A 15739-nucleotide genomic window follows, 5' to 3' on the forward strand; every position below is an offset into this window, starting at 1 on the left:
TGCGCGACCCGGGGATCCCGAGCCGTTCGGCCGCCTCTACTCGGTCGCGGAACTCCGGGTCATCCGCGAGGCGGCGAGCGAGAAAGGGACGTCGATGTCCCGCCGGTTCAGGCCCCACGCCGCGTTCGCCAGGGTGTCGAACTGCCGGTCGGTGAGCGCCTGGTCGAGCAGCAGCTTCCACTCGTCTTCGGTCAGTTCCGGGTCGACGACCGAGCGGCGTACCAGCTCGTCGAAGAACGTCTCGGTGTTGACGCCGACACCACGGTCCTGCTCCACGATCGCCCCGGACTCGTCGTCCTTGCGGGGTGGGTGCTGGGCGATGAACGCCCGCCACGCCGGTCGGGGCATGGCGCGGAGCCGGAACTGGTAGGTGTGCTGCAGCATGTCCTGGCGGACCTGTTCCATCCGCTCGGCAATCCCTGCGGCAGCCGTCACGTCTTCGAGGGAAGCGGTCGTTTCGCGCTGCGCCTGGTCGAGCTGCCGCTCCAGGTCCTCGAACTCGGCGGTGAGGTCGCCCCGTAGGCATACCGGCACGGTCGCCTCGGGCAGTCGCGCGCCGGCGAGTAGCGTCTTGAAGTCGGTCATCGTCTTCTGGCCCTTCGTGTGTCTGGCCCGGGCAGTGCGGAGAGCGGGAGCGGACCGGGCCAGTTGGTCCGCCCCCGCCGTTCTGGGAGGGTCAGGCGACGACGGCCCGCAGCGCGGGCTGATCGGTCATCTTCACCGGCACCTCGAACCGCTCCACCGTGTTCGGCTCCGGGTCCATCCACGCCGTCTCGCCGCAGATCACCGGGTACACCTGGAGGGGCTGCGTGGACGCGAACGCCGTTGCCGCGGGCAGCGACTTGCGGATGGTGATGAACCCGGCCGTGTCCGGCGTCATCGTCGTGTACACCACGTCGGACCCGCTCTGCTTCTTGAAGCGGAGCATGGTGCCGGAGTAGCTACGCCGGCCGTTCGTGTTGGTGTCGAACGTGCTCTCGACGTTGCCGGTCGGCACATCGGCGGTCTCCGGCCGGAACCCGACGATCCCGTCCGCGGTGATCCACCGGCTGACGCGGATGCCGGCGTTCAGCTCCGCCAGCGTGGGGGCGTTGATGTTGGTGATGGCCGGCACCCAGTCGACTCGGGTCTTGCCATCACCGGGGATGTCCGGCATCGCTTACCTCTTCTCGCTCGTGCTGCTGGCGGACTTCGGGGTCGCCCCCGACTCGGCCGGAGCCGCCTCGGTGGCCGTCACCCGGCCGGCCTCGGTGGCCGGGTCCGGGGTGTTGAAGGGGTTCACCGGCGGCTCCGGGTCCGAGGGCTGCCAGCCCTTCTGCATCCAGAGCTCGGCCGCCTCGACCGCGAACTGGGCGCGGCCGCCGTGCTCTTCGTGCCGCATCCACACGCGGTCGCCGGCGGCCGGCTCGTCGGACTCCGACCAGCCCAGCGGCGTCCACCGGTCACGCTCGTCGACGCCGACCATCAGCGCCTTCACGCCGTAGCCGTCGGTCATCCAGTACTGCGTCTTCGCCGTCATCAGGGGTTGCCTCCTATGCCCGGTACAGCTCGTACGTGACGCCGGTCAGCGCGCCGCTGAACGTGACCGTCGCGACGCCGGTCGCCGGGTTGATCGCGGTCCGGGGGATGAGGATCATGCGGACGCCGGTCGCCGGCGCGGCCACCGCGGTGACGGTGCCGGGATTGGCCGAGGGCGTCACACCCGGATCCAGCACCGAGACGTTCGTCGCCGTCCCGGTCGTGATCACCCGCATGTGCACGCCATTCACACCGAAGCTGCCCTCGGCGATCGTGTCGGACGCCGACGGCGTGATCGCCGCCGGCGTCGTGCCGGCCGGAACGACCGACTGTGCTGCTTGAAGCGCCATCGGCGCCACACCTCTCAATCTGGAATCGACGTGGATCTGTCAGTTCGTAAGCACGCTGGCCGGGGCGCGCTAACCTGCCCGGCATGACGTCTCAGCAGGAATCGCGGTGGAGCCTCAACCACACCGGCAACCGGGTGGTCCTAGCCGTGCTCGTCGGCGTGATCGTCGGGCTGCTCGGCACCGCGGCCGGCATCACCGGCGTCGGCCACTTCGTGGTGTTCCTGGTGGCCGCGGTCGTCACCTACGGCGTGGCCACCGCGATGGCGGTGCGGCGCCGCTAGGCCGGTACGGACTCGAGTCGGTACACGTCGACCCGGTCCATGATCAGCGTGCCGGTGGACTCGTTGCGCTGCGGCGGCTGACCGTCCTCCCGGCGGATCGGCCAGCAGACGCGGCCCGTCACCGTCGGCACCACATCGAGCAGTGCGGTCCGCACCCGTTCGCCGAGCGCCCGCGTGGTCGCGCTGTTCTCGCCGACGCAGTGCGCGTACACGCGCAGCACGAACCGTTCCGAGGTCCCCTCCAGCGCTCGGCTGTCGGGCAGTTCCGGGTCGACGTCGGCGAAGTAGACCAACACGTACGGCGGGACGCCGTCCTTCGGGACCGCCCCGTCGAGCACCTTCAGGCTGCCCGGAGCGGCCTGGAGCAGCGCCAGCACGGCGTCCGCGTGCGCCCGGATGGTCACCGGCCCTCCAGGATCCGCGCGGCCAGATCTTCCATGGCCTTCTCGAACCGGGGCCGCTCAGCATCACCGGCCGGGATCATGTGCGGTCGCGGCGCGTTGTTCACCGACCCGAACTCGATCAGGTTGCCCAGCGCGCCCTGCCGCTTGGCCTTGTCCGGGCCGATCTCCGCCGTGTACGACGCCGGCGTCTCCTTCGTGTCGTAGGAGATCGCGTACGGGTAGGCCGGCGCGTGCGCCAGGCCCCGTACCCGGCCCTGCGCGTCGCGCTTGATGTTCAACGCCCCGCGCTGCACCACCGCCCGGGTTTCCTTCGGCGCCTGCAGCAGCACCGCGTCCAGGTCGTGCTGCCACTTCTTCAGCTCGCCGTACTCGATGTCGGTCATGTCGTCCGCTCCGTCACCCCGACCCGACGCGCGGTCGCGTGGGTCTTGTGCGCGAGGTCGCGTATGAGGAAGACCCGGCCGGGTAGGTCCGGGTCGTGCACTGACGCGGTCACCGTGATCTCGTCGCCGACGTCGAGGCCGACCACGGTCATCGGGAGCTGGACCTCCAGGCGCAGCATCAGCTGGAAGTCCTCGCCGGCGTCGGCCTGTGCCGCTTGGCCTGCGTGCTGCTGGATCCGGCACTTCCCGGCGTACAGCGGCTCGTAGGTCTTGATCACGTTGCCGTCGTCGTCGCTGCCCTCACCGGTGACCCGCCGGATTGAGCATGTGTCGACCATCAGCGACTCGGCGAACGCCCGCCCGTCGGCGAGCAGCTGGTCGACGGACATCAGCACCGCCTCCAGGTCGGCGCACACCGGGAGGTCGGGGCGGCGGGCCGGATGGTGAACGCGCCGCCGGCGGTCAGGCCGACCGCCGCGCGGATGCGGCCCTCTTCCTCGGCGGTCAGCGACGTGGCGCCGATCGTCTCGCTGGCGTAGGTGTCCGTCACCGAGTAGTCGTCGATCTGCCGGGCCGTCGACCGGATCCCGCCCGGGTTGGTCACCATCCGCTTGCCGAGCTCGAGCGCGACCGGCTTGAACACGCTGACGTCGGCCAGCGCGTCGTACCTGGCCGGGGTGGCCACCCGCCGGACCTCAGTGGTGACCAGCTCCAGGGCCAGAGCGAACGTCGCCGGAGGGACAGTCTTCTGGGCGTACGCCTCCAACTCGGCGAGGGTGAACAGGTCAGGCACCGCTACCCCTCTCCTCGAGGTGCGGGCCGGACGGCGAGTTACCGCCCGGCCCGCCTCGTCACTCGGTTGGTACGCCGGCCTTGTCGAGCGCCTCCCACACGTCCTCACGGGACGCGTCCTCGGCCACCTCGACATTGCGCCTGGCGGCGTACGCGCGCCACGCGGGTGCGCCCGACCCGGGCCCGCCCTTCGGCGGCGGGCCGTCCGGGTCCGCGTCGCCGCCGTCGTCCTGCGCCGGGGAGCCCTGCGGCGGGGTGGCCCGCAGCTCAGCGATGCGAGCCTCCAGCCGGGCCAGCTCGGCAGCCGGATCCTCCCGCTCGGGGGTCACCTTGCCGCGCCGAGCGGCGCCACCCTGGACCAGGTGATCGCCGACCAGCGGCGCCGCCCAGTCGGGGACGTCGCCGCCGGCGATCAGGAACGCCAGCTCGCCCGTCTTCGGGTGCCTCACGTGCGTGCTCTCGGTCAGCTTGGCCATCAGAGCACCTTCACCGACATGATCAGGTCCGGGTCCGTGACGACCGGCATGGTGATGCCGGCGACCATGGTCCCCGTGTGGACCGGGTTCTCCGACTCCATCGCCACCGCGACCAGGCCCGGCGCGTTCTCCTCGCCCAGCGCCTGCGCGCGGATCAGCTTCTTTGCCTCCTCGGTCGTGCCCCACTGGGTCTGGCCGACCGGCACGCCGCCCTCGTTGCCGGGCTCCTCCGGCAGGTAGACGACCCGGTCGTCCGGCAGGACGCGGGTCATCTTGCCCGTGTGGTCCGGCACCATCGTGTCGTCCACGATGAGGCGCGGCAGCTCCCGGTCGGCCAGGGCCTGCCGCACGCTGGCCGCACCGATCGACGGCGGAGCGCCGAGCAGCGATCCGAACACGTTGCGGAAGTCGGGGTCCTTCAGCAGCACGTTCAGGATGCGGGTGCTGATGATCGCCACGCCCGGCATCACCTCGCCGCCGGTCGTGGTCTTGTAGACCGTCTTGTGGGCGTCCATCTGCCCGAAGATGTCGGGCGTGACACCGTTCCACAGCGTCGGCGCGGTGAAGAAGTGCTGCGCCGGGATCCCGAAGTCCACCGACCCGAGCTGCAGCCGGTTCTCCGGCGCCGCCTGGGTGCCGATGGTGACCTTGCCGTAGGCGATCGCCTCACCGTGAGCCAGCATGAGGCGCTGCAGGGCGCCGCGGGTCAGGGTGAGCAGGTCCTGGTCGAAGACCTCGGCGATCGCGTCCTCGTCGCCGGCCGCGCGGGCCGCGTCGAGCAGCTGGGAGTCCTCCTCCAGCAGCCACAAAATGCCCGACAGCGGCAGCATCCTGCCGGTGACCTCGGTCATCTCGCCGCGGTCCATCGGCACGGCCGGGGTGTTCCACGGCCGGAACGGGATCGCCCGGCGCAGCGACCGGGCGGACCGGCGGAACAGGTACCGGTGGTCGCGGCGCGTCACGGCCGGCAGCCAGCGCTGCAGGATGCCGCCGGGGAACGGGATCTGCCGGGCCGCGAGGGTCAGCTCCTCGGGATCGGTCAGTTCGAGAGCCATCGTGGCCATGCTCAGGCACCCACCTTGTCGAAGTAGATGTTCGGGGTGAGCTCGACGCGCGCCTGCGCGTCGAAGCCACCGTTGGACGGCAGGAGGTCCTCGTACACGCGACCCCGGTAGTAGAGGGCCCCGTCGACGTGCCGGCCCGCGCGGACCTGCTTGTCGCCGAGCAGGAACCCCTTCGCGGTCTGGGTGCCGCCGGAGCCGAGGTCGGCGGCGCCGGCCGTGGTGGTGGACACCCCGACGGTGGGGGTGCTGCCGCCGGTCAGGCCGGCGCTGTTCGCCGTCATCTGCGCCACGTCGGTGTTGGCCAGCGTGCCGGTGAACGTGACCGCGACCGCGCTGCCCGGGTGGGGGCCGCCGGTGGTGGTGACGTTGCCCGCGCCGATGCTCGACAGGGCCTCCAGGGCGGTGCGGACCTGCGCGGCGGTCGCGTTGTACGGGATCGCCGCGGTGGTCTGCCCGCCGAACGTCAGGGTGTAGGTGCCGCCGGTCGGGGTGCCGGTGATGGCCACCGACTGGACCTCTTCCGTGCTGCCGCCGTACGGCGCGTAACGGCCGGTCGCGGTGACCAGCGCCAGCGTCGCGCCGGACGGGATGTTGCCGTCCGGGTAGACCGCGAGCACGGCGTCCGCGTCGAGGGTGATGGGTGCGCAGTCGACCGGGAATTCGCCGGCCCAGCTAGGGCCGCCGGCACGCCGGGTCGTCTTCGTCACCCCAAGATCGCTGTACATGGGTGTGATCCCTCATCTCTGGGTGGGTGACCCCGACGCGGAGCGCCCCGGGGCGTGGGTCAGGTGGTGCTGGGCTTGCGGACACCGAGCCGTTCGAGCCGCTTGGCGGCGCGGTCCGACGCGGACGGCTTCGCGCCGCCCCGGTTTCCCTGGGAGTGGTCCGGTCGAGGCCGGCGAGTGGATCCGCCCTCGGCCGCCTTCGCGGCGAGGTACGGCTTGCGCTCGAGCAGCTCGTCGAGGGCTTCCTCCACCGCGTCGGCGTCGATGCGCGTGCCGTCGAGGAAGTCGTCGAGGCCGTGCTCGCGCAGCAGCAGCGCCGCCGCGTCGGCCGGGTCGGCGAACTTGCGGGCCTTCGCCTCGATCTTGTCGAGGACCCGGTCATTGAGCGTCTCCCGCTGCGCCTCCGCCCGGGCCTCCCGGCGGATCTGCTCCGGGTCGACCTGGTCGCCGCCGTCACCGCCGGTCTTCTTGCCAGCGATCAGGGCCTTGACCTCGTCGGGTGACCTGACCCCCAGCTCGCGGGCCAGTGCGGTCCACGGGCGCAGAGCAGCGCGGGCCGTGTTCCGCTGGCCCTTCATCGTGTCGAGGGCCTTCTTGCCGGCGTCGCGCAGGTCGTCGGCGTTGCCGTCGCCGTCCTGGTCGTCGCCACCGCCACCGTCTTCATCGCCGGCGTCGTCGTCACCGTCGCCGGCGCCGGCGTCGTCTCCTTCGCCGGATCCGCCCTTGACGGGCCAGATCGGATGGCCGTTGCGGCGCAGTCCGATCGCCGTGAGACCGGTGAACGGGTGGACGGGCAGGTCCGGCCCCAGGGCCGGCAGGTGGATCTTCACGTGGACTCCATTGCGGGGTCGGCCCGCAGCGTTGCGCTGCGGGAGGTCATCGGATGTAGCCGAACCGCTTGAGCAAGCGGAGCGCTTCGTCGCGGCTGCCCGCGATCTGATAGATCGATTCCGGCATCAGCCGCGGCGGCCGCGCCGACCGGTACCGCGCGCCGTCCGCCTTCACACCGGTCTGGCCGGCACCGAGCCGGACACCGGCCTGACCTCGGGTCGTCACGCCCTCGGTGGTGATGTAGAGCTGCCGGCCGTACACGTCGACGGCCTCCAGGCGGCCGATGTCGCGGCCGCCACGCAGCAGCCGCTCCTCTTCGGCGGTCAGCCGGGCGCCGGCCGGCGTCAGCCCGTACGCGGCGCGTCGAGCGTTCACCACCTGCGAGATGTCGGCGCCGTCGCGAATCGCTCGAGCGCCGGACTTCGTGAACTGCTTGTCCTGTTCGGCTTCATCGAGGCTGTCGAACCACGCCCGGGGGTTGGTGCGCATGTCGTCGGCGGTGTCCTCGCCGGCGGGCACGTGCACGCAGTCGCAGCGCGGATGCCGGTCGAAACCGTCGTTCCATCCGTAGAACCGGCCGGCCAGGACCACACACCGGCCACACGTCCCGCCGACGACCATCCGCACGTACCCGCCGGCGCGTCGCCGAGCCGCGAGCGCCACCTGGTCGGCCGCCCGGCCGGCGTCCGCCGCCTGCGTACGGACCATCGTGCTGAGCGCGGTCCCGCCGCCGGCGAGCGCCTCGTCGACGTCGGCTCCGGCGCCGATCGCCGCGAGGGTCCCGATCGCCGGCTCGTACAGCAGACTGGCCAGCGGCCGGCCATCCGAGGCAACCCCGGCCAGCGCGGCCGGCACCAGGAGCCCGTCCGCGGCGGGGTCGATGCCCTGAGCGTCGAGGACCTCGTCGAGGTACGCGTCGGCCGTTAGCGCCGCGGCGAGCTGGGTCGCGTTGACCATGACCAGCAGGTCGACCAGCAGCGTTGTCCACGACCGGGCGATGTCACCTGGGTCCACGCGCGCCCACAGCCCCTCGGCTAGGTCGGCGACGTCGTCGGCGAGTTGGCTGCGGCGCCGGTAGTGGTCGAGCGCGACCTGCTCAGCCGGCATCGGCCGGCACCACCTCGTCGTCCTGCGCGGCGCCGCCGGCGTCGGTCAGGCCATTGCGGCCCGCGCCCAACGCCGCGGCGATCCGTTCAGCCGGGTTTCGCGCCTCTTCGGCCGCGAACTGCTCGGCGAGCTTCTTACGCCGAGCCGCCGAGTAGCCGAGATCAACCCACGCCGCCTCACGCGGGATGATCTTCTGCTGCACGAGCTTCACGGCCGCGTCGGCGGCCTGCGCCCGGGTCGGGGTCGCCGCCGACCGCCACTGCGTCTCCAGCTGCTCCATCCGAGGATCCCAGCGGCCGTCCCGGATCCGGACGGCGATCTTCATGACCCGCTCCCAGGTCGCCTCCAGCGCCGTCTGGAAGTCCTCGACCTGCTTGATGACCCTGCTCTCGTCGGCCAGGATGCCCTCCGCCGACGGCGGGTTCGTCGTAGCCTGGCCGAGATACCGCATCGGCAACCCAGACACGCCGGACACGAGCTTGGCGTAAAGGCTGACGATGGAGTCGAAGTTCGCCAGGTCGGCGGCCGAGAACGCGCCGAACTTCGCGTCCTTGTTGGTCGACGCCCACAGCGCACCGAAGTACGCCTCCCACGTCGGAAGCGTCTCCCCGGTCTTTGGATCCTTGAAGTCGTCGGCGGACAGTCCCGCTGCCCACCGCTGCGGGACCGCGAGCGCTTCCGTGGCCACCTGTCCATTCGTCAACGCCCTGGCGGCCGCGTCGGTCAAGCCGATGATGCTGGTGAAGATCGACCGGCCGTCGCGCTTCGACAGGCGGGCGCCCCGGACCAGCGGCACCACCGGCACGACACCCAGCTGGTGTTCGTCGCGGTCGACCTCGACCCAGGCGGCGTTCCGCCGCTCCAGCCACGTCGTAGCGTTCGGCTGGTAGAACGTGGCCCGCGCCGAGCCGTCCTCCGCATAGAACTTCGCGCCGGCGATCGGCTGACGCGTGCGTGGGGACAGCTCGACGGCCATCTCGTCGGCGGACTCGACCGTGATCAGCGGGATGTCCGCCGACCGCTCCCGGTCATCGTCGCCGCCGTCCGGGGACGGGGCGTCCGGGCTGTCCGTGTCACCGGCGCCCACGACCACGAAGGCGTTGCCCCGCACGACCGCGTCCAATTGGCCAAGCTTCGACTCCGCATCCAGGCCGTTCGCCTGCCAGATCCGCCACAGCTCCTCATCGGCGTCGGTGGCGTCCGGCAACTCGAACCCCTCAAGCGTGGTCCGCGCGGCGATCTCGTCGGCGTACGTCTTCGGCCACGCCACGATCGTCAAGAACCGGCGCAGCTCCGGCGGGATCGCCAGACCCAGCTGCTCGACACGCTGCTCGCCGTCGTAGTACGCCTCAAGCACCCGGTTGCGGCGCTCAGCGCGCCCCACCTTGATCTGCAACCCGTTGAGGAGTCGACGTTCGTCATCGGTGAGAGCCACCCGGTCAACCCCCTTCGGCTATCGGAACACCAGCACCTGACGCGACTGCGCCCGCGGCCACGCCTTCGCCGCGGTGACGTCGCCGGCGGCTTCGTTGCACAGCACCGACGACACGGTGCCGTCGATCTTCTGCGCCTGGCTGGGCTTGCCCAGGACGTACCGTTGCCCCGGCCGGGGCAACTTGCGCGTGTTGCGCACGTGCACGGCGATCACCTGGTCTCCGTCGTGGGTGAACACCGTTCCGGACTTCGTGACGTCGGTGTGCAGACGAGCGACCGCGGCGTGCATCTGCACCAGCCGGTACGTCTCCCAGCGGACGAACACCCGCTCGCCGTGGCGCTCGGCCAGCTCGTCGATCTCGGTCTTCCAGCCCGGCGGGTCGAGGTAAGCGCGCACCAGCTGGTACGTGTCCACGATCTCGTCCCACGCGGCCCGGACCTCCAGGCGCGGCACCTGACCGCCGTGCTGCGCCGGATCCCAGATGCACGGCAGCCGGTCAGGGCCGTAGCGGGGCGTGAACTGGTAGCCGTCCTCGGTCTGCAACCGGATCACTGACCAGTCGTCGGTGTCCGAGCCGTCGAAGCCCGCGACCACGGGCGTCCCGGCCGGCACCACCCGCGCCGGCGTACCTGCCGGCTGCAGCCGAAGCCATTCCCGGGCGTCCCACCGGTCGCCTTCCAGCCAGGTGCCGGCGCCGTAGACCAGCCGGTTGCCGTAGTAACGCTCGGCCTGCGGCGGGTCCTTCTCGGCCAGCTCGGCCGCCTCCGCGTCGATGCCGTCGATGTCGTTGTGCGGGAACCCGGCGTAGTTGAACGCGTGGATCTTCCGCCGCTCCCGCTTGTTGCGGTACGACCAGTTCACCGGCGGCGGCTCGTAGAACCGGAACACGTCCGCCGCCGCCGACTCGTACGTCCGCTGCGCGACGCTGTCCTCGGCCGGGTCGAACGGGTTGGTCGTCTCCATCGACCGGCCACCCATACCAGCGGCGCCGCGGCGCTGGGTCTCGGCGACCTTCCGCAGCTTGTTCGTGTCGTTGTACAGGCCCGTTTCGTCCTGCATGGCGAACGTGACCGGGTTACCGAGCTTCGACAGGGCGCCGGTGGTGACGGTGTCGATCTCACCTTCGAGGCCGATGCGGACCATGTCCTCGCCGACGCGCATCAGGTCGCTGAGCGGCCCGAGCCGGATCATCGCCTTGACGTGCCGGTAGATGTTGTCCGTCTGGTCCTCGGACGTCGCCGTGATCTGGATCAGCGGCGTCGGCCAGCGCATCCCCTTCGGCTCGCCCAGCTCGTACTCGTAGACCCAGCCGCAGCCGCAGCCGTTGTCGTCGCACCGGTAGACGTCACCGGCCTCAGCCCAGCCCGCGAAGAGCGTCGGACCGCCACCCTCGGCCAGGCAGATCGACGCAGACCACGGCCCCTTGCCGATCTTCTGCGGCCCCATGATCTGGCTACGCCGGTAGTAAAACGCCGGACCGAGCAGCGGGTTCTCCGGCCGCCACACCGCCGTCGGCTTCACCCGGTAGTGGTTCAGGGTCCACCACAGCTGCGTCTCGTAGAGCTTGAACGGGCCGCCGCGGCCGAACCGGTCCGGCTGCGGGCAGTGCCGCTCGATCCAGTCCGGGACGATCCACAGGGTCGGGAAGTCGACGACGTACCGGTCATCCGCCATCGGTCGGCACCGACCTCAGCATCCGCTGCCGCGAGGACGTCTTCGCCGGCTGCGCGGAGCCCTCAGTGCCGGTCGGCGCCGGGATCGCCGGCGCCGCCGTGCCCGGGCCGCCGCCGATCTGCCACCGGTTACGCAGCAGACCGGGAATCGTCAGGCCGAGCGCCTCGCCGAGCTGCCGCACCACCACCACCGCCGACGACGACGCGTCTGGCCGCTCGGCCGCAGCGAAGCGACGCACGTACAGGGCGACCTCCAGCTCCTGGCCGAGGACCTCCCACCGGGTCGCCTGCGGCTTCGCCCACAGGACCACCCACAGCTGCAGCTCCCGGTCGGTCGCCTCGGTCAGCGGCCACTCCGGCGCCGGACCGGGCCGGCCGGTGATCGGCAGGACGTGCCAGCCCGGATCGCTACCACGTTCGCGCCGCAGCGCCTCCGGATCAGGTGCCGGCCCCGAACGAGCCCGCGCCCCACCGCTACCCACGCGGCACCACCGCCAGATCGATGTCTCCGACGAACAGCACCACGTCCTTCACACCGAGTGCCTTCTTCAGCCGCTTGCCCAGCCGAGCCAGGTCCTTCGGTGTGGCGAACTCACCCACGTTGCCGAACACCAGCACGTCACCCGGCTTGACCAGGACGACGCGGGTCTCATCACCAGCCATGCGGATCACTCCTCTGCCGCGTTGCGCAGCATCGGGCACCGTCACCTTGCGTGACGGCCGAAGTCGTTTGAACCTGCCCGACCGGACAGCGCCCTCCCCGGCGGTCCGGCTCATGATCACCCTTGGGGGTCTCCCCCCACCCCCGTCACGCAGGGTGAGGTCAGTCGTCGTCGCCTTCGCGTTCGAAGCGCGGCGAGCGGATCAGGTCGGACGCGGCGGTGATCAGTCCGTATTGGTCGAGCCAGGTCATGCCTTCGCTGTCCTCGATGAGCAGGGTGACTTGGCCGTCTTCGCGGACGACCTTGGCGATGACGAGTGCGCTGGCGACGAGGTCTCCGTCGGCGAGGTCGAGGGTGATGCCGAGTCCGTCGAGGATGGGGCCGGCTTGCTGGTCGCTCATCGCTCGCGTCTCCATCCTCGGTTGCACGGCGCGTGTTCGGGTCCGCGCCAGGTGGTGCGGTCGTCGGTGTGTCCGAGGTCCCAGGGTTGGCCGGGTTGGATGCGCCGGTCTGGCATGACGCAGGTGGGTGCGGCGCAGTCGACCTGGCCTCGTTCGACTTGGGGTCGCCAGCGTTCGCGTTCGCGGTCGTGGGCTGCGTCGTATCCGCGTTGCTGTCTGCTGCCTCGCGCCTGGTTGGCGGTGGTGGTGCAGGCGGGGCAGCGTCGCGCGGTGGTGAGTTCGGGGCAGCTGCCGGGGTGGGCTGGGCAGCCGATGCACGAGCAGGTCTTGAGCGCGGGCATGTCACTCCCTGGGCAGCGAAACAGCCCGGGAGCGTGGCGCTCAACCGGGCTGTTCCGACAGTTCTGCCTGTCCGACGACAGCGTTGCAAACGATCTTCCCGCTGTCAAGCAGCCTCGGGTGGGGTGGCCTCAGCCTGCCTGGCCTCCCGTTCGGCCCGGGCCATGGCCTTGCGCTCGGCGAGGGCCAGGACTTCGCCGAGAACGTAGCGCGGCCGGGGTCGTCCACCCGGATCGCGGTGCACCCATAGCGGCCCTTCAACGCCGTCGGGCAGCGGGTCCAGCTCCGCCACGATCTCGCCCCGTTTGGCCCAGCTGCGGATGGTGCCTTCGGGGATCTGCGGGTACGCGAGGCTGATCTGGCGGGCGGTGTACGCCTGGTCGGCGGTCTGGCCGTCGAGGAACGCGCGTCGTTCGGCGACCGCGTGGCGAGTGCCGCATGCCCGGCAGACGGCGACGCGGGCTCCGACGCGGGCGTGCAGATCGGCGGTGCAGCGGCGGTCATCGTCGAGGTCGGCCCCGCATTGGCCGAGCCAGCGTCGTTCGGTGGGGCCGGTGGCCACGCCGCGCACGATGGCGGCCGCGGCGCGGAAGCCCCGGTACGCCTCGACGGCGTAGGGCTGGCGGCGGATGAAGTCGAGGTGCCCGGCGAGCCAGCGGGCGGCGGCGATGAGGAGGTCGGGTCCGATGGGCTGGTCGTGGTGCCGGTTGTCGGCGACGACTCGGGCCCAGGTGGTGATCTCGTTCTGGACGGCGTCGAGCTTGGCGGTGGCCCCGAGGTCGAGCGGGATGCGGCCTTCGTGGCTACCGCCGCCGGCGCCGGTGGTGTGTCGGGCTTGGCCGGTGGCGACGTCGCGGGCGGCGGGTGTGGCGTCGGCGAGGTCGTGCAGGTCGCGGTAGGCCCGGTCGGTGCACGCTTGGCAGGCGTGGGCGGTGTCCGGCTGCGGTCGGCCGCAGTGGGCGCACGGGTTGGTCAACGCGGGGCCTCTCGTGTGGTGCGGGCTATCGGGTGGCGCGGCGGATGCGGTCGCGGTTGGTGCGGGCGGTGCGGCAGCGGATGCAGCCGCAGGGCTGGTCGGTGGGCCCGTGCCGGCCGGTGAGGTCGGCGGTCAGGGTGGTGGCGAGGTTGGCGATGGCGTCGCGGGTCCAGGTGTGCAGCGGCCCGGGTGTGGGCGGTGGGTGGGTCATCGAGTCACCGCTTCTGGCCGGTGCGACGAAGCGCCAGCTGCTCGCTGTGCGCGGCCTTGCACGGTTCGCACCGGCACATCCAGTTCGTGTAAGTCGAGGTGCGGCCGTGTTCGGCGAGGTTGGGGTCGGCGGCGAGGCGGTCGCGGCGGTCGGCTCTGGCCTGGCGGTGGCGGTTGGTGTTGGCGGTCGTGCAGTCGCGGCAGCGGCAGCCGTATCGGGTGCTGCTGTACGTGCTGGGCAGCCCATGGGTGGGGCCGGCGGTCACCACGGGGTCAGCCAGCTGTCGACGTCGACGGGCTGGGCGGGGTACGCGCAGCCGTTCGACCGGAGGTGGCGCAGCTCCAGGGCGACGAGCTGCTCGGCGCGGAACGTGGCGATGAGGGTCGGCTTGTGGCAGGCGCATCGGGTGGGGTCGAGGGGCGCGAGCATGGGTTCGGCGGGCCGGCGCAGCGGCTGGGCGGGGCCGGCGGGCTGGCGGGTGCGGATGCGGGTGCGGCTGACGGTCATGATGCGGCGCTCCTTCGGAGGTGGTGGTGGCACTCGGCCCCGTTGACGGGGTCGGCGGCGAGGGTGGTCTTGCCCTCGGCGTGGCAGGGCAGGCAGAAGCCAAAGCCGCGCCTGGTGCCGGTCGGCGTCGTGGTGGTGGTCGAATCGATCAGGCGCAGAACAGGAGTCCGCGCCTTTTCGGAATCGCGCGTGCGGTCGTGAGTTGCGGTCTCAGGCCGGGGTTGTTCATCTGCGTCGTCGGAGAGTGAGATTTCCGAGAAGGTCCCGGGACCCGACGCAGTCGGGGCCTGGGGTCGCAGGGGGTCTGGGGGCAGCGTGCCCCCAGGGATGGTTCCCGGATGGTTCATGGGTGGTTCATGGGTGGTTTGGGGGGCGCTGCGTCCGTGACATCCGGACGCAGAATCCGTGACGTCCGGACGCAGAGTGCGTGACGTCACGGACGTAGAATCCGTGACACCTTCGACGGTGCATCCGGGGTCATCGATCGAATCGGCCTCGCCGGTCGGTCCCGGCACGTCTCCGGCGGTCCGATTGTCGACCGATTCGGAATGGCCATGATCAATCGCAGAAGCGTTCTCGGCGGCCGCCTGTGCCGCCCTCAATCGCTCCCGGCGGCTCCGCTGACGCTCGGCGTCCTGAGCCCTTCTGCGGGCCACTCGGGAGTCCGCCTCAGCCTGCGGCTCGTCACCGACCCGCTTGGACATGTCGACGTCCCAGCGGGTTGTCCCCAGGTGTGAGGTTCCCTTGTGGATGAGCAGGCCGGCCTTGCGCAACCGGATCTCGGCGCGCTGGATCGTCCGCTCGTCGTAGCCGGTGGCGGCGATGAGGGCGGCCGGCCCGGGGTAGCTGCCGCGGCCGTGCTTGTCTGTCCGCTCAGCGTGCGCGACGAGCACGAACCGGGCCGCCACGTCGGGCTTACCGGCGGGGGTCAGCAGCATCGGGGCCTCGTAGAGTGCCCACTTCACAGCCTCGTGGCTCAACGGATCAGGGCCTCTTCTTCTTGCGGGTGGGGCGTGGGCCGGGCGCCGCCGTGTCGGTGTGGCAGGTGGCGCAGACGGCCGGGTACCAGTCGCGGTTGCCGGATGCGGGCCGGTAGGGCTGGCCGGGGAACAGGTAGCCGCCGCAGGGGCGGCAGGTGCCGACGGGGGCGTGTTGGGCGACGGCGTCCATCCAGGGGGCGGCGTTGATGACGCGGTCGGGTCCGGTGAGGAGGAACCGTCGCCAGATGCCGCCGCGGCCGGGTTGGTGGATGAGCGCCGCCTGCTGGGTCATCGGGTGGCCCACCCCTCGGGCGGGATCCAGTGCGCGTCCATGCGGTACGGACTGTCGGCGCGGGGCGGGTGGTAGTAGCAGCTCGGCATGGCCCAGTCGCGGCAGCAGTCGTGGTTGGTCTCCAGCGCGTACCGGGTCATGACGATCGCGCCGCAGTGGCAGCACCGCCACGCGGGTACGAGGTCGCCGGCCTGCGGGGTGGGGTCACCGCGGCGCGGGCCGGTGGCCCAGGTCCACGGGGTCCGGTACTGGCCGACTTGGTGCCGGGCCTCGTACCCCTCGGCGCGGTCGACGAGGGGCACCACGGCGAGGGTGAGCTGTTCAGCAGTCAC

General features: G+C 71.4%; 25 protein-coding genes. 1 reads left to right on the plus strand and 24 read right to left on the minus strand.

From position 1 onward, the window contains the following. Positions 1 to 36: 36 nt before the first annotated feature. The 4 genes from OOJ91_RS13700 to OOJ91_RS13715 all read right to left on the minus strand — a co-directional run bounded on the left by OOJ91_RS13700 (position 37) and on the right by OOJ91_RS13715 (position 1868). Positions 37 to 585, minus strand: a complete 549-nt coding sequence (locus OOJ91_RS13700) for a hypothetical protein (protein WP_266244966.1) — start codon at positions 583 to 585, stop codon at positions 37 to 39. Between the two features lie 91 nt (positions 586 to 676). Continuing rightward, a complete protein-coding gene (locus OOJ91_RS13705; RefSeq protein ID WP_266244967.1) occupies positions 677 to 1156 on the minus strand; it encodes a hypothetical protein in 480 nt (159 codons plus the stop codon). Between the two features lie 3 nt (positions 1157 to 1159). Continuing rightward, the gene (locus OOJ91_RS13710; RefSeq protein WP_266244968.1) at positions 1160 to 1519 is read right to left on the minus strand and encodes a hypothetical protein; all 360 of its coding nucleotides are present in this window, start codon (positions 1517 to 1519) and stop codon (positions 1160 to 1162) included. A gap of 13 nt (positions 1520 to 1532) precedes the next feature. Then, complete coding sequence (locus OOJ91_RS13715) at positions 1533 to 1868, minus strand: hypothetical protein (RefSeq protein WP_266244969.1); 336 nt, start codon at positions 1866 to 1868, stop codon at positions 1533 to 1535. Between the two features lie 83 nt (positions 1869 to 1951). On the opposite strand from OOJ91_RS13715, the gene OOJ91_RS13720 reads away from it, so the two are divergent. Then, complete coding sequence (locus tag OOJ91_RS13720; RefSeq protein ID WP_266244970.1) at positions 1952 to 2149, plus strand: hypothetical protein; 198 nt, start codon at positions 1952 to 1954, stop codon at positions 2147 to 2149. Here OOJ91_RS13720 and gp17 read toward each other — a convergent pair. The 20 genes from gp17 to OOJ91_RS13820 all read right to left on the minus strand — a co-directional run bounded on the left by gp17 (position 2146) and on the right by OOJ91_RS13820 (position 15739). Continuing rightward, positions 2146 to 2553: a tail completion protein gp17 gene (gene gp17, locus OOJ91_RS13725; protein ID WP_266244971.1), complete on the minus strand. Its 408-nt coding sequence runs from the start codon at positions 2551 to 2553 to the stop codon at positions 2146 to 2148. The genes OOJ91_RS13720 and gp17 overlap by 4 nt on opposite strands. Next, complete coding sequence (locus OOJ91_RS13730; RefSeq protein ID WP_266244972.1) at positions 2550 to 2936, minus strand: hypothetical protein; 387 nt, start codon at positions 2934 to 2936, stop codon at positions 2550 to 2552. Before OOJ91_RS13730 ends, gp17 begins: the two co-directional genes overlap by 4 nt. Next, on the minus strand, positions 2933 to 3325 hold the full coding sequence (locus OOJ91_RS13735; protein ID WP_266244973.1) for a DUF6093 family protein: 393 nt from the start codon (positions 3323 to 3325) through the stop codon (positions 2933 to 2935). Before OOJ91_RS13735 ends, OOJ91_RS13730 begins: the two co-directional genes overlap by 4 nt. Beyond that, positions 3325 to 3729, minus strand: a complete 405-nt coding sequence (locus OOJ91_RS13740) for a hypothetical protein (protein WP_266244974.1) — start codon at positions 3727 to 3729, stop codon at positions 3325 to 3327. The genes OOJ91_RS13735 and OOJ91_RS13740 overlap by 1 nt, the downstream gene beginning before the upstream one ends. A gap of 58 nt (positions 3730 to 3787) precedes the next feature. Next, complete coding sequence (locus tag OOJ91_RS13745) at positions 3788 to 4204, minus strand: hypothetical protein (protein WP_266244975.1); 417 nt, start codon at positions 4202 to 4204, stop codon at positions 3788 to 3790. After that, entirely contained in the window at positions 4204 to 5259 is a 1056-nt protein-coding gene (locus OOJ91_RS13750; protein ID WP_266244976.1) for a major capsid protein, read from the minus strand. Before OOJ91_RS13750 ends, OOJ91_RS13745 begins: the two co-directional genes overlap by 1 nt. 11 nt (positions 5260 to 5270) lie before the next feature. After that, positions 5271 to 5993 carry a hypothetical protein gene (locus OOJ91_RS13755; RefSeq protein ID WP_266244977.1) on the minus strand — a complete coding sequence of 241 codons (723 nt, stop codon included), beginning with the start codon at positions 5991 to 5993 and terminating at the stop codon, positions 5271 to 5273. 59 nt (positions 5994 to 6052) lie between these two features. Next, the gene (locus OOJ91_RS13760) at positions 6053 to 6823 is read right to left on the minus strand and encodes a hypothetical protein (RefSeq protein WP_266244978.1); all 771 of its coding nucleotides are present in this window, start codon (positions 6821 to 6823) and stop codon (positions 6053 to 6055) included. A gap of 46 nt (positions 6824 to 6869) precedes the next feature. Then, positions 6870 to 7931, minus strand: coding sequence for a VG15 protein (locus tag OOJ91_RS13765; RefSeq protein WP_266244979.1), 1062 nt, complete (start codon positions 7929 to 7931; stop codon positions 6870 to 6872). Then, positions 7921 to 9366, minus strand: coding sequence for a phage portal protein (locus OOJ91_RS13770; RefSeq protein WP_266244980.1), 1446 nt, complete (start codon positions 9364 to 9366; stop codon positions 7921 to 7923). Before OOJ91_RS13770 ends, OOJ91_RS13765 begins: the two co-directional genes overlap by 11 nt. Before the next feature lie 18 nt (positions 9367 to 9384). Next, the gene (locus OOJ91_RS13775; protein ID WP_266244981.1) at positions 9385 to 11040 is read right to left on the minus strand and encodes a hypothetical protein; all 1656 of its coding nucleotides are present in this window, start codon (positions 11038 to 11040) and stop codon (positions 9385 to 9387) included. Continuing rightward, positions 11030 to 11521 carry a hypothetical protein gene (locus tag OOJ91_RS13780; protein WP_266244982.1) on the minus strand — a complete coding sequence of 164 codons (492 nt, stop codon included), beginning with the start codon at positions 11519 to 11521 and terminating at the stop codon, positions 11030 to 11032. The genes OOJ91_RS13775 and OOJ91_RS13780 overlap by 11 nt, the downstream gene beginning before the upstream one ends. Beyond that, a complete protein-coding gene (locus OOJ91_RS13785) occupies positions 11514 to 11702 on the minus strand; it encodes a hypothetical protein (RefSeq protein WP_266244983.1) in 189 nt (62 codons plus the stop codon). The genes OOJ91_RS13780 and OOJ91_RS13785 overlap by 8 nt, the downstream gene beginning before the upstream one ends. 160 nt (positions 11703 to 11862) lie before the next feature. Continuing rightward, positions 11863 to 12102 (minus strand): hypothetical protein, encoded by a 240-nt coding sequence (locus OOJ91_RS13790; protein ID WP_266244984.1) that lies wholly within the window; start codon positions 12100 to 12102, stop codon positions 11863 to 11865. Between the two features lie 445 nt (positions 12103 to 12547). Further along, positions 12548 to 13417, minus strand: a complete 870-nt coding sequence (locus OOJ91_RS13795; RefSeq protein ID WP_266244985.1) for a hypothetical protein — start codon at positions 13415 to 13417, stop codon at positions 12548 to 12550. Positions 13418 to 13442: 25 nt separating this feature from the next. Further along, positions 13443 to 13628, minus strand: a complete 186-nt coding sequence (locus tag OOJ91_RS13800; protein WP_266244986.1) for a hypothetical protein — start codon at positions 13626 to 13628, stop codon at positions 13443 to 13445. 261 nt (positions 13629 to 13889) lie between these two features. Next, entirely contained in the window at positions 13890 to 14135 is a 246-nt protein-coding gene (locus OOJ91_RS13805; protein ID WP_266244987.1) for a hypothetical protein, read from the minus strand. Further along, positions 14132 to 15073, minus strand: a complete 942-nt coding sequence (locus OOJ91_RS13810) for a hypothetical protein (protein WP_266244988.1) — start codon at positions 15071 to 15073, stop codon at positions 14132 to 14134. The genes OOJ91_RS13805 and OOJ91_RS13810 overlap by 4 nt, the downstream gene beginning before the upstream one ends. A gap of 46 nt (positions 15074 to 15119) precedes the next feature. Next, positions 15120 to 15407, minus strand: coding sequence for a hypothetical protein (locus tag OOJ91_RS13815; protein WP_266244989.1), 288 nt, complete (start codon positions 15405 to 15407; stop codon positions 15120 to 15122). Beyond that, positions 15404 to 15739: a hypothetical protein gene (locus tag OOJ91_RS13820; protein ID WP_266244990.1), complete on the minus strand. Its 336-nt coding sequence runs from the start codon at positions 15737 to 15739 to the stop codon at positions 15404 to 15406. The genes OOJ91_RS13815 and OOJ91_RS13820 overlap by 4 nt, the downstream gene beginning before the upstream one ends.

The sequence above is a fragment of the Micromonospora lupini genome, from assembly GCF_026342015.1.
GTDB classification, from domain to species: Bacteria; Actinomycetota; Actinomycetes; order Mycobacteriales; family Micromonosporaceae; genus Micromonospora; species Micromonospora lupini_B.

Excerpts from the sequence above, each read along its gene's own strand:
- OOJ91_RS13790 (WP_266244984.1), bottom strand. The coding sequence starts at position 12,102 with ATGAGCGACCAGCAAGCCGGCCCCATCCTCGACGGACTCGGCATCACC.
- OOJ91_RS13755 (WP_266244977.1), bottom strand. The coding sequence starts at position 5,993 with ATGTACAGCGATCTTGGGGTGACGAAGACGACCCGGCGTGCCGGCGGC.
- OOJ91_RS13815 (WP_266244989.1), bottom strand. The coding sequence starts at position 15,407 with ATGACCCAGCAGGCGGCGCTCATCCACCAACCCGGCCGCGGCGGCATC.
- OOJ91_RS13775 (WP_266244981.1), bottom strand. The coding sequence starts at position 11,040 with ATGGCGGATGACCGGTACGTCGTCGACTTCCCGACCCTGTGGATCGTC.
- OOJ91_RS13745 (WP_266244975.1), bottom strand. The coding sequence starts at position 4,204 with ATGGCCAAGCTGACCGAGAGCACGCACGTGAGGCACCCGAAGACGGGC.
- OOJ91_RS13785 (WP_266244983.1), bottom strand. The coding sequence starts at position 11,702 with ATGGCTGGTGATGAGACCCGCGTCGTCCTGGTCAAGCCGGGTGACGTG.
- OOJ91_RS13750 (WP_266244976.1), bottom strand. The coding sequence starts at position 5,259 with ATGGCTCTCGAACTGACCGATCCCGAGGAGCTGACCCTCGCGGCCCGG.
- OOJ91_RS13800 (WP_266244986.1), bottom strand. The coding sequence starts at position 13,628 with ATGACCCACCCACCGCCCACACCCGGGCCGCTGCACACCTGGACCCGC.
- OOJ91_RS13810 (WP_266244988.1), bottom strand. The coding sequence starts at position 15,073 with ATGCTGCTGACCCCCGCCGGTAAGCCCGACGTGGCGGCCCGGTTCGTG.
- OOJ91_RS13705 (WP_266244967.1), bottom strand. The coding sequence starts at position 1,156 with ATGCCGGACATCCCCGGTGATGGCAAGACCCGAGTCGACTGGGTGCCG.
- OOJ91_RS13730 (WP_266244972.1), bottom strand. The coding sequence starts at position 2,936 with ATGACCGACATCGAGTACGGCGAGCTGAAGAAGTGGCAGCACGACCTG.
- OOJ91_RS13710 (WP_266244968.1), bottom strand. The coding sequence starts at position 1,519 with ATGACGGCGAAGACGCAGTACTGGATGACCGACGGCTACGGCGTGAAG.
- OOJ91_RS13700 (WP_266244966.1), bottom strand. The coding sequence starts at position 585 with ATGACCGACTTCAAGACGCTACTCGCCGGCGCGCGACTGCCCGAGGCG.
- OOJ91_RS13805 (WP_266244987.1), bottom strand. The coding sequence starts at position 14,135 with ATGACCGTCAGCCGCACCCGCATCCGCACCCGCCAGCCCGCCGGCCCC.
- OOJ91_RS13765 (WP_266244979.1), bottom strand. The coding sequence starts at position 7,931 with ATGCCGGCTGAGCAGGTCGCGCTCGACCACTACCGGCGCCGCAGCCAA.
- OOJ91_RS13715 (WP_266244969.1), bottom strand. The coding sequence starts at position 1,868 with ATGGCGCTTCAAGCAGCACAGTCGGTCGTTCCGGCCGGCACGACGCCG.
- OOJ91_RS13735 (WP_266244973.1), bottom strand. The coding sequence starts at position 3,325 with ATGTCCGTCGACCAGCTGCTCGCCGACGGGCGGGCGTTCGCCGAGTCG.
- OOJ91_RS13720 (WP_266244970.1), top strand. The coding sequence starts at position 1,952 with ATGACGTCTCAGCAGGAATCGCGGTGGAGCCTCAACCACACCGGCAAC.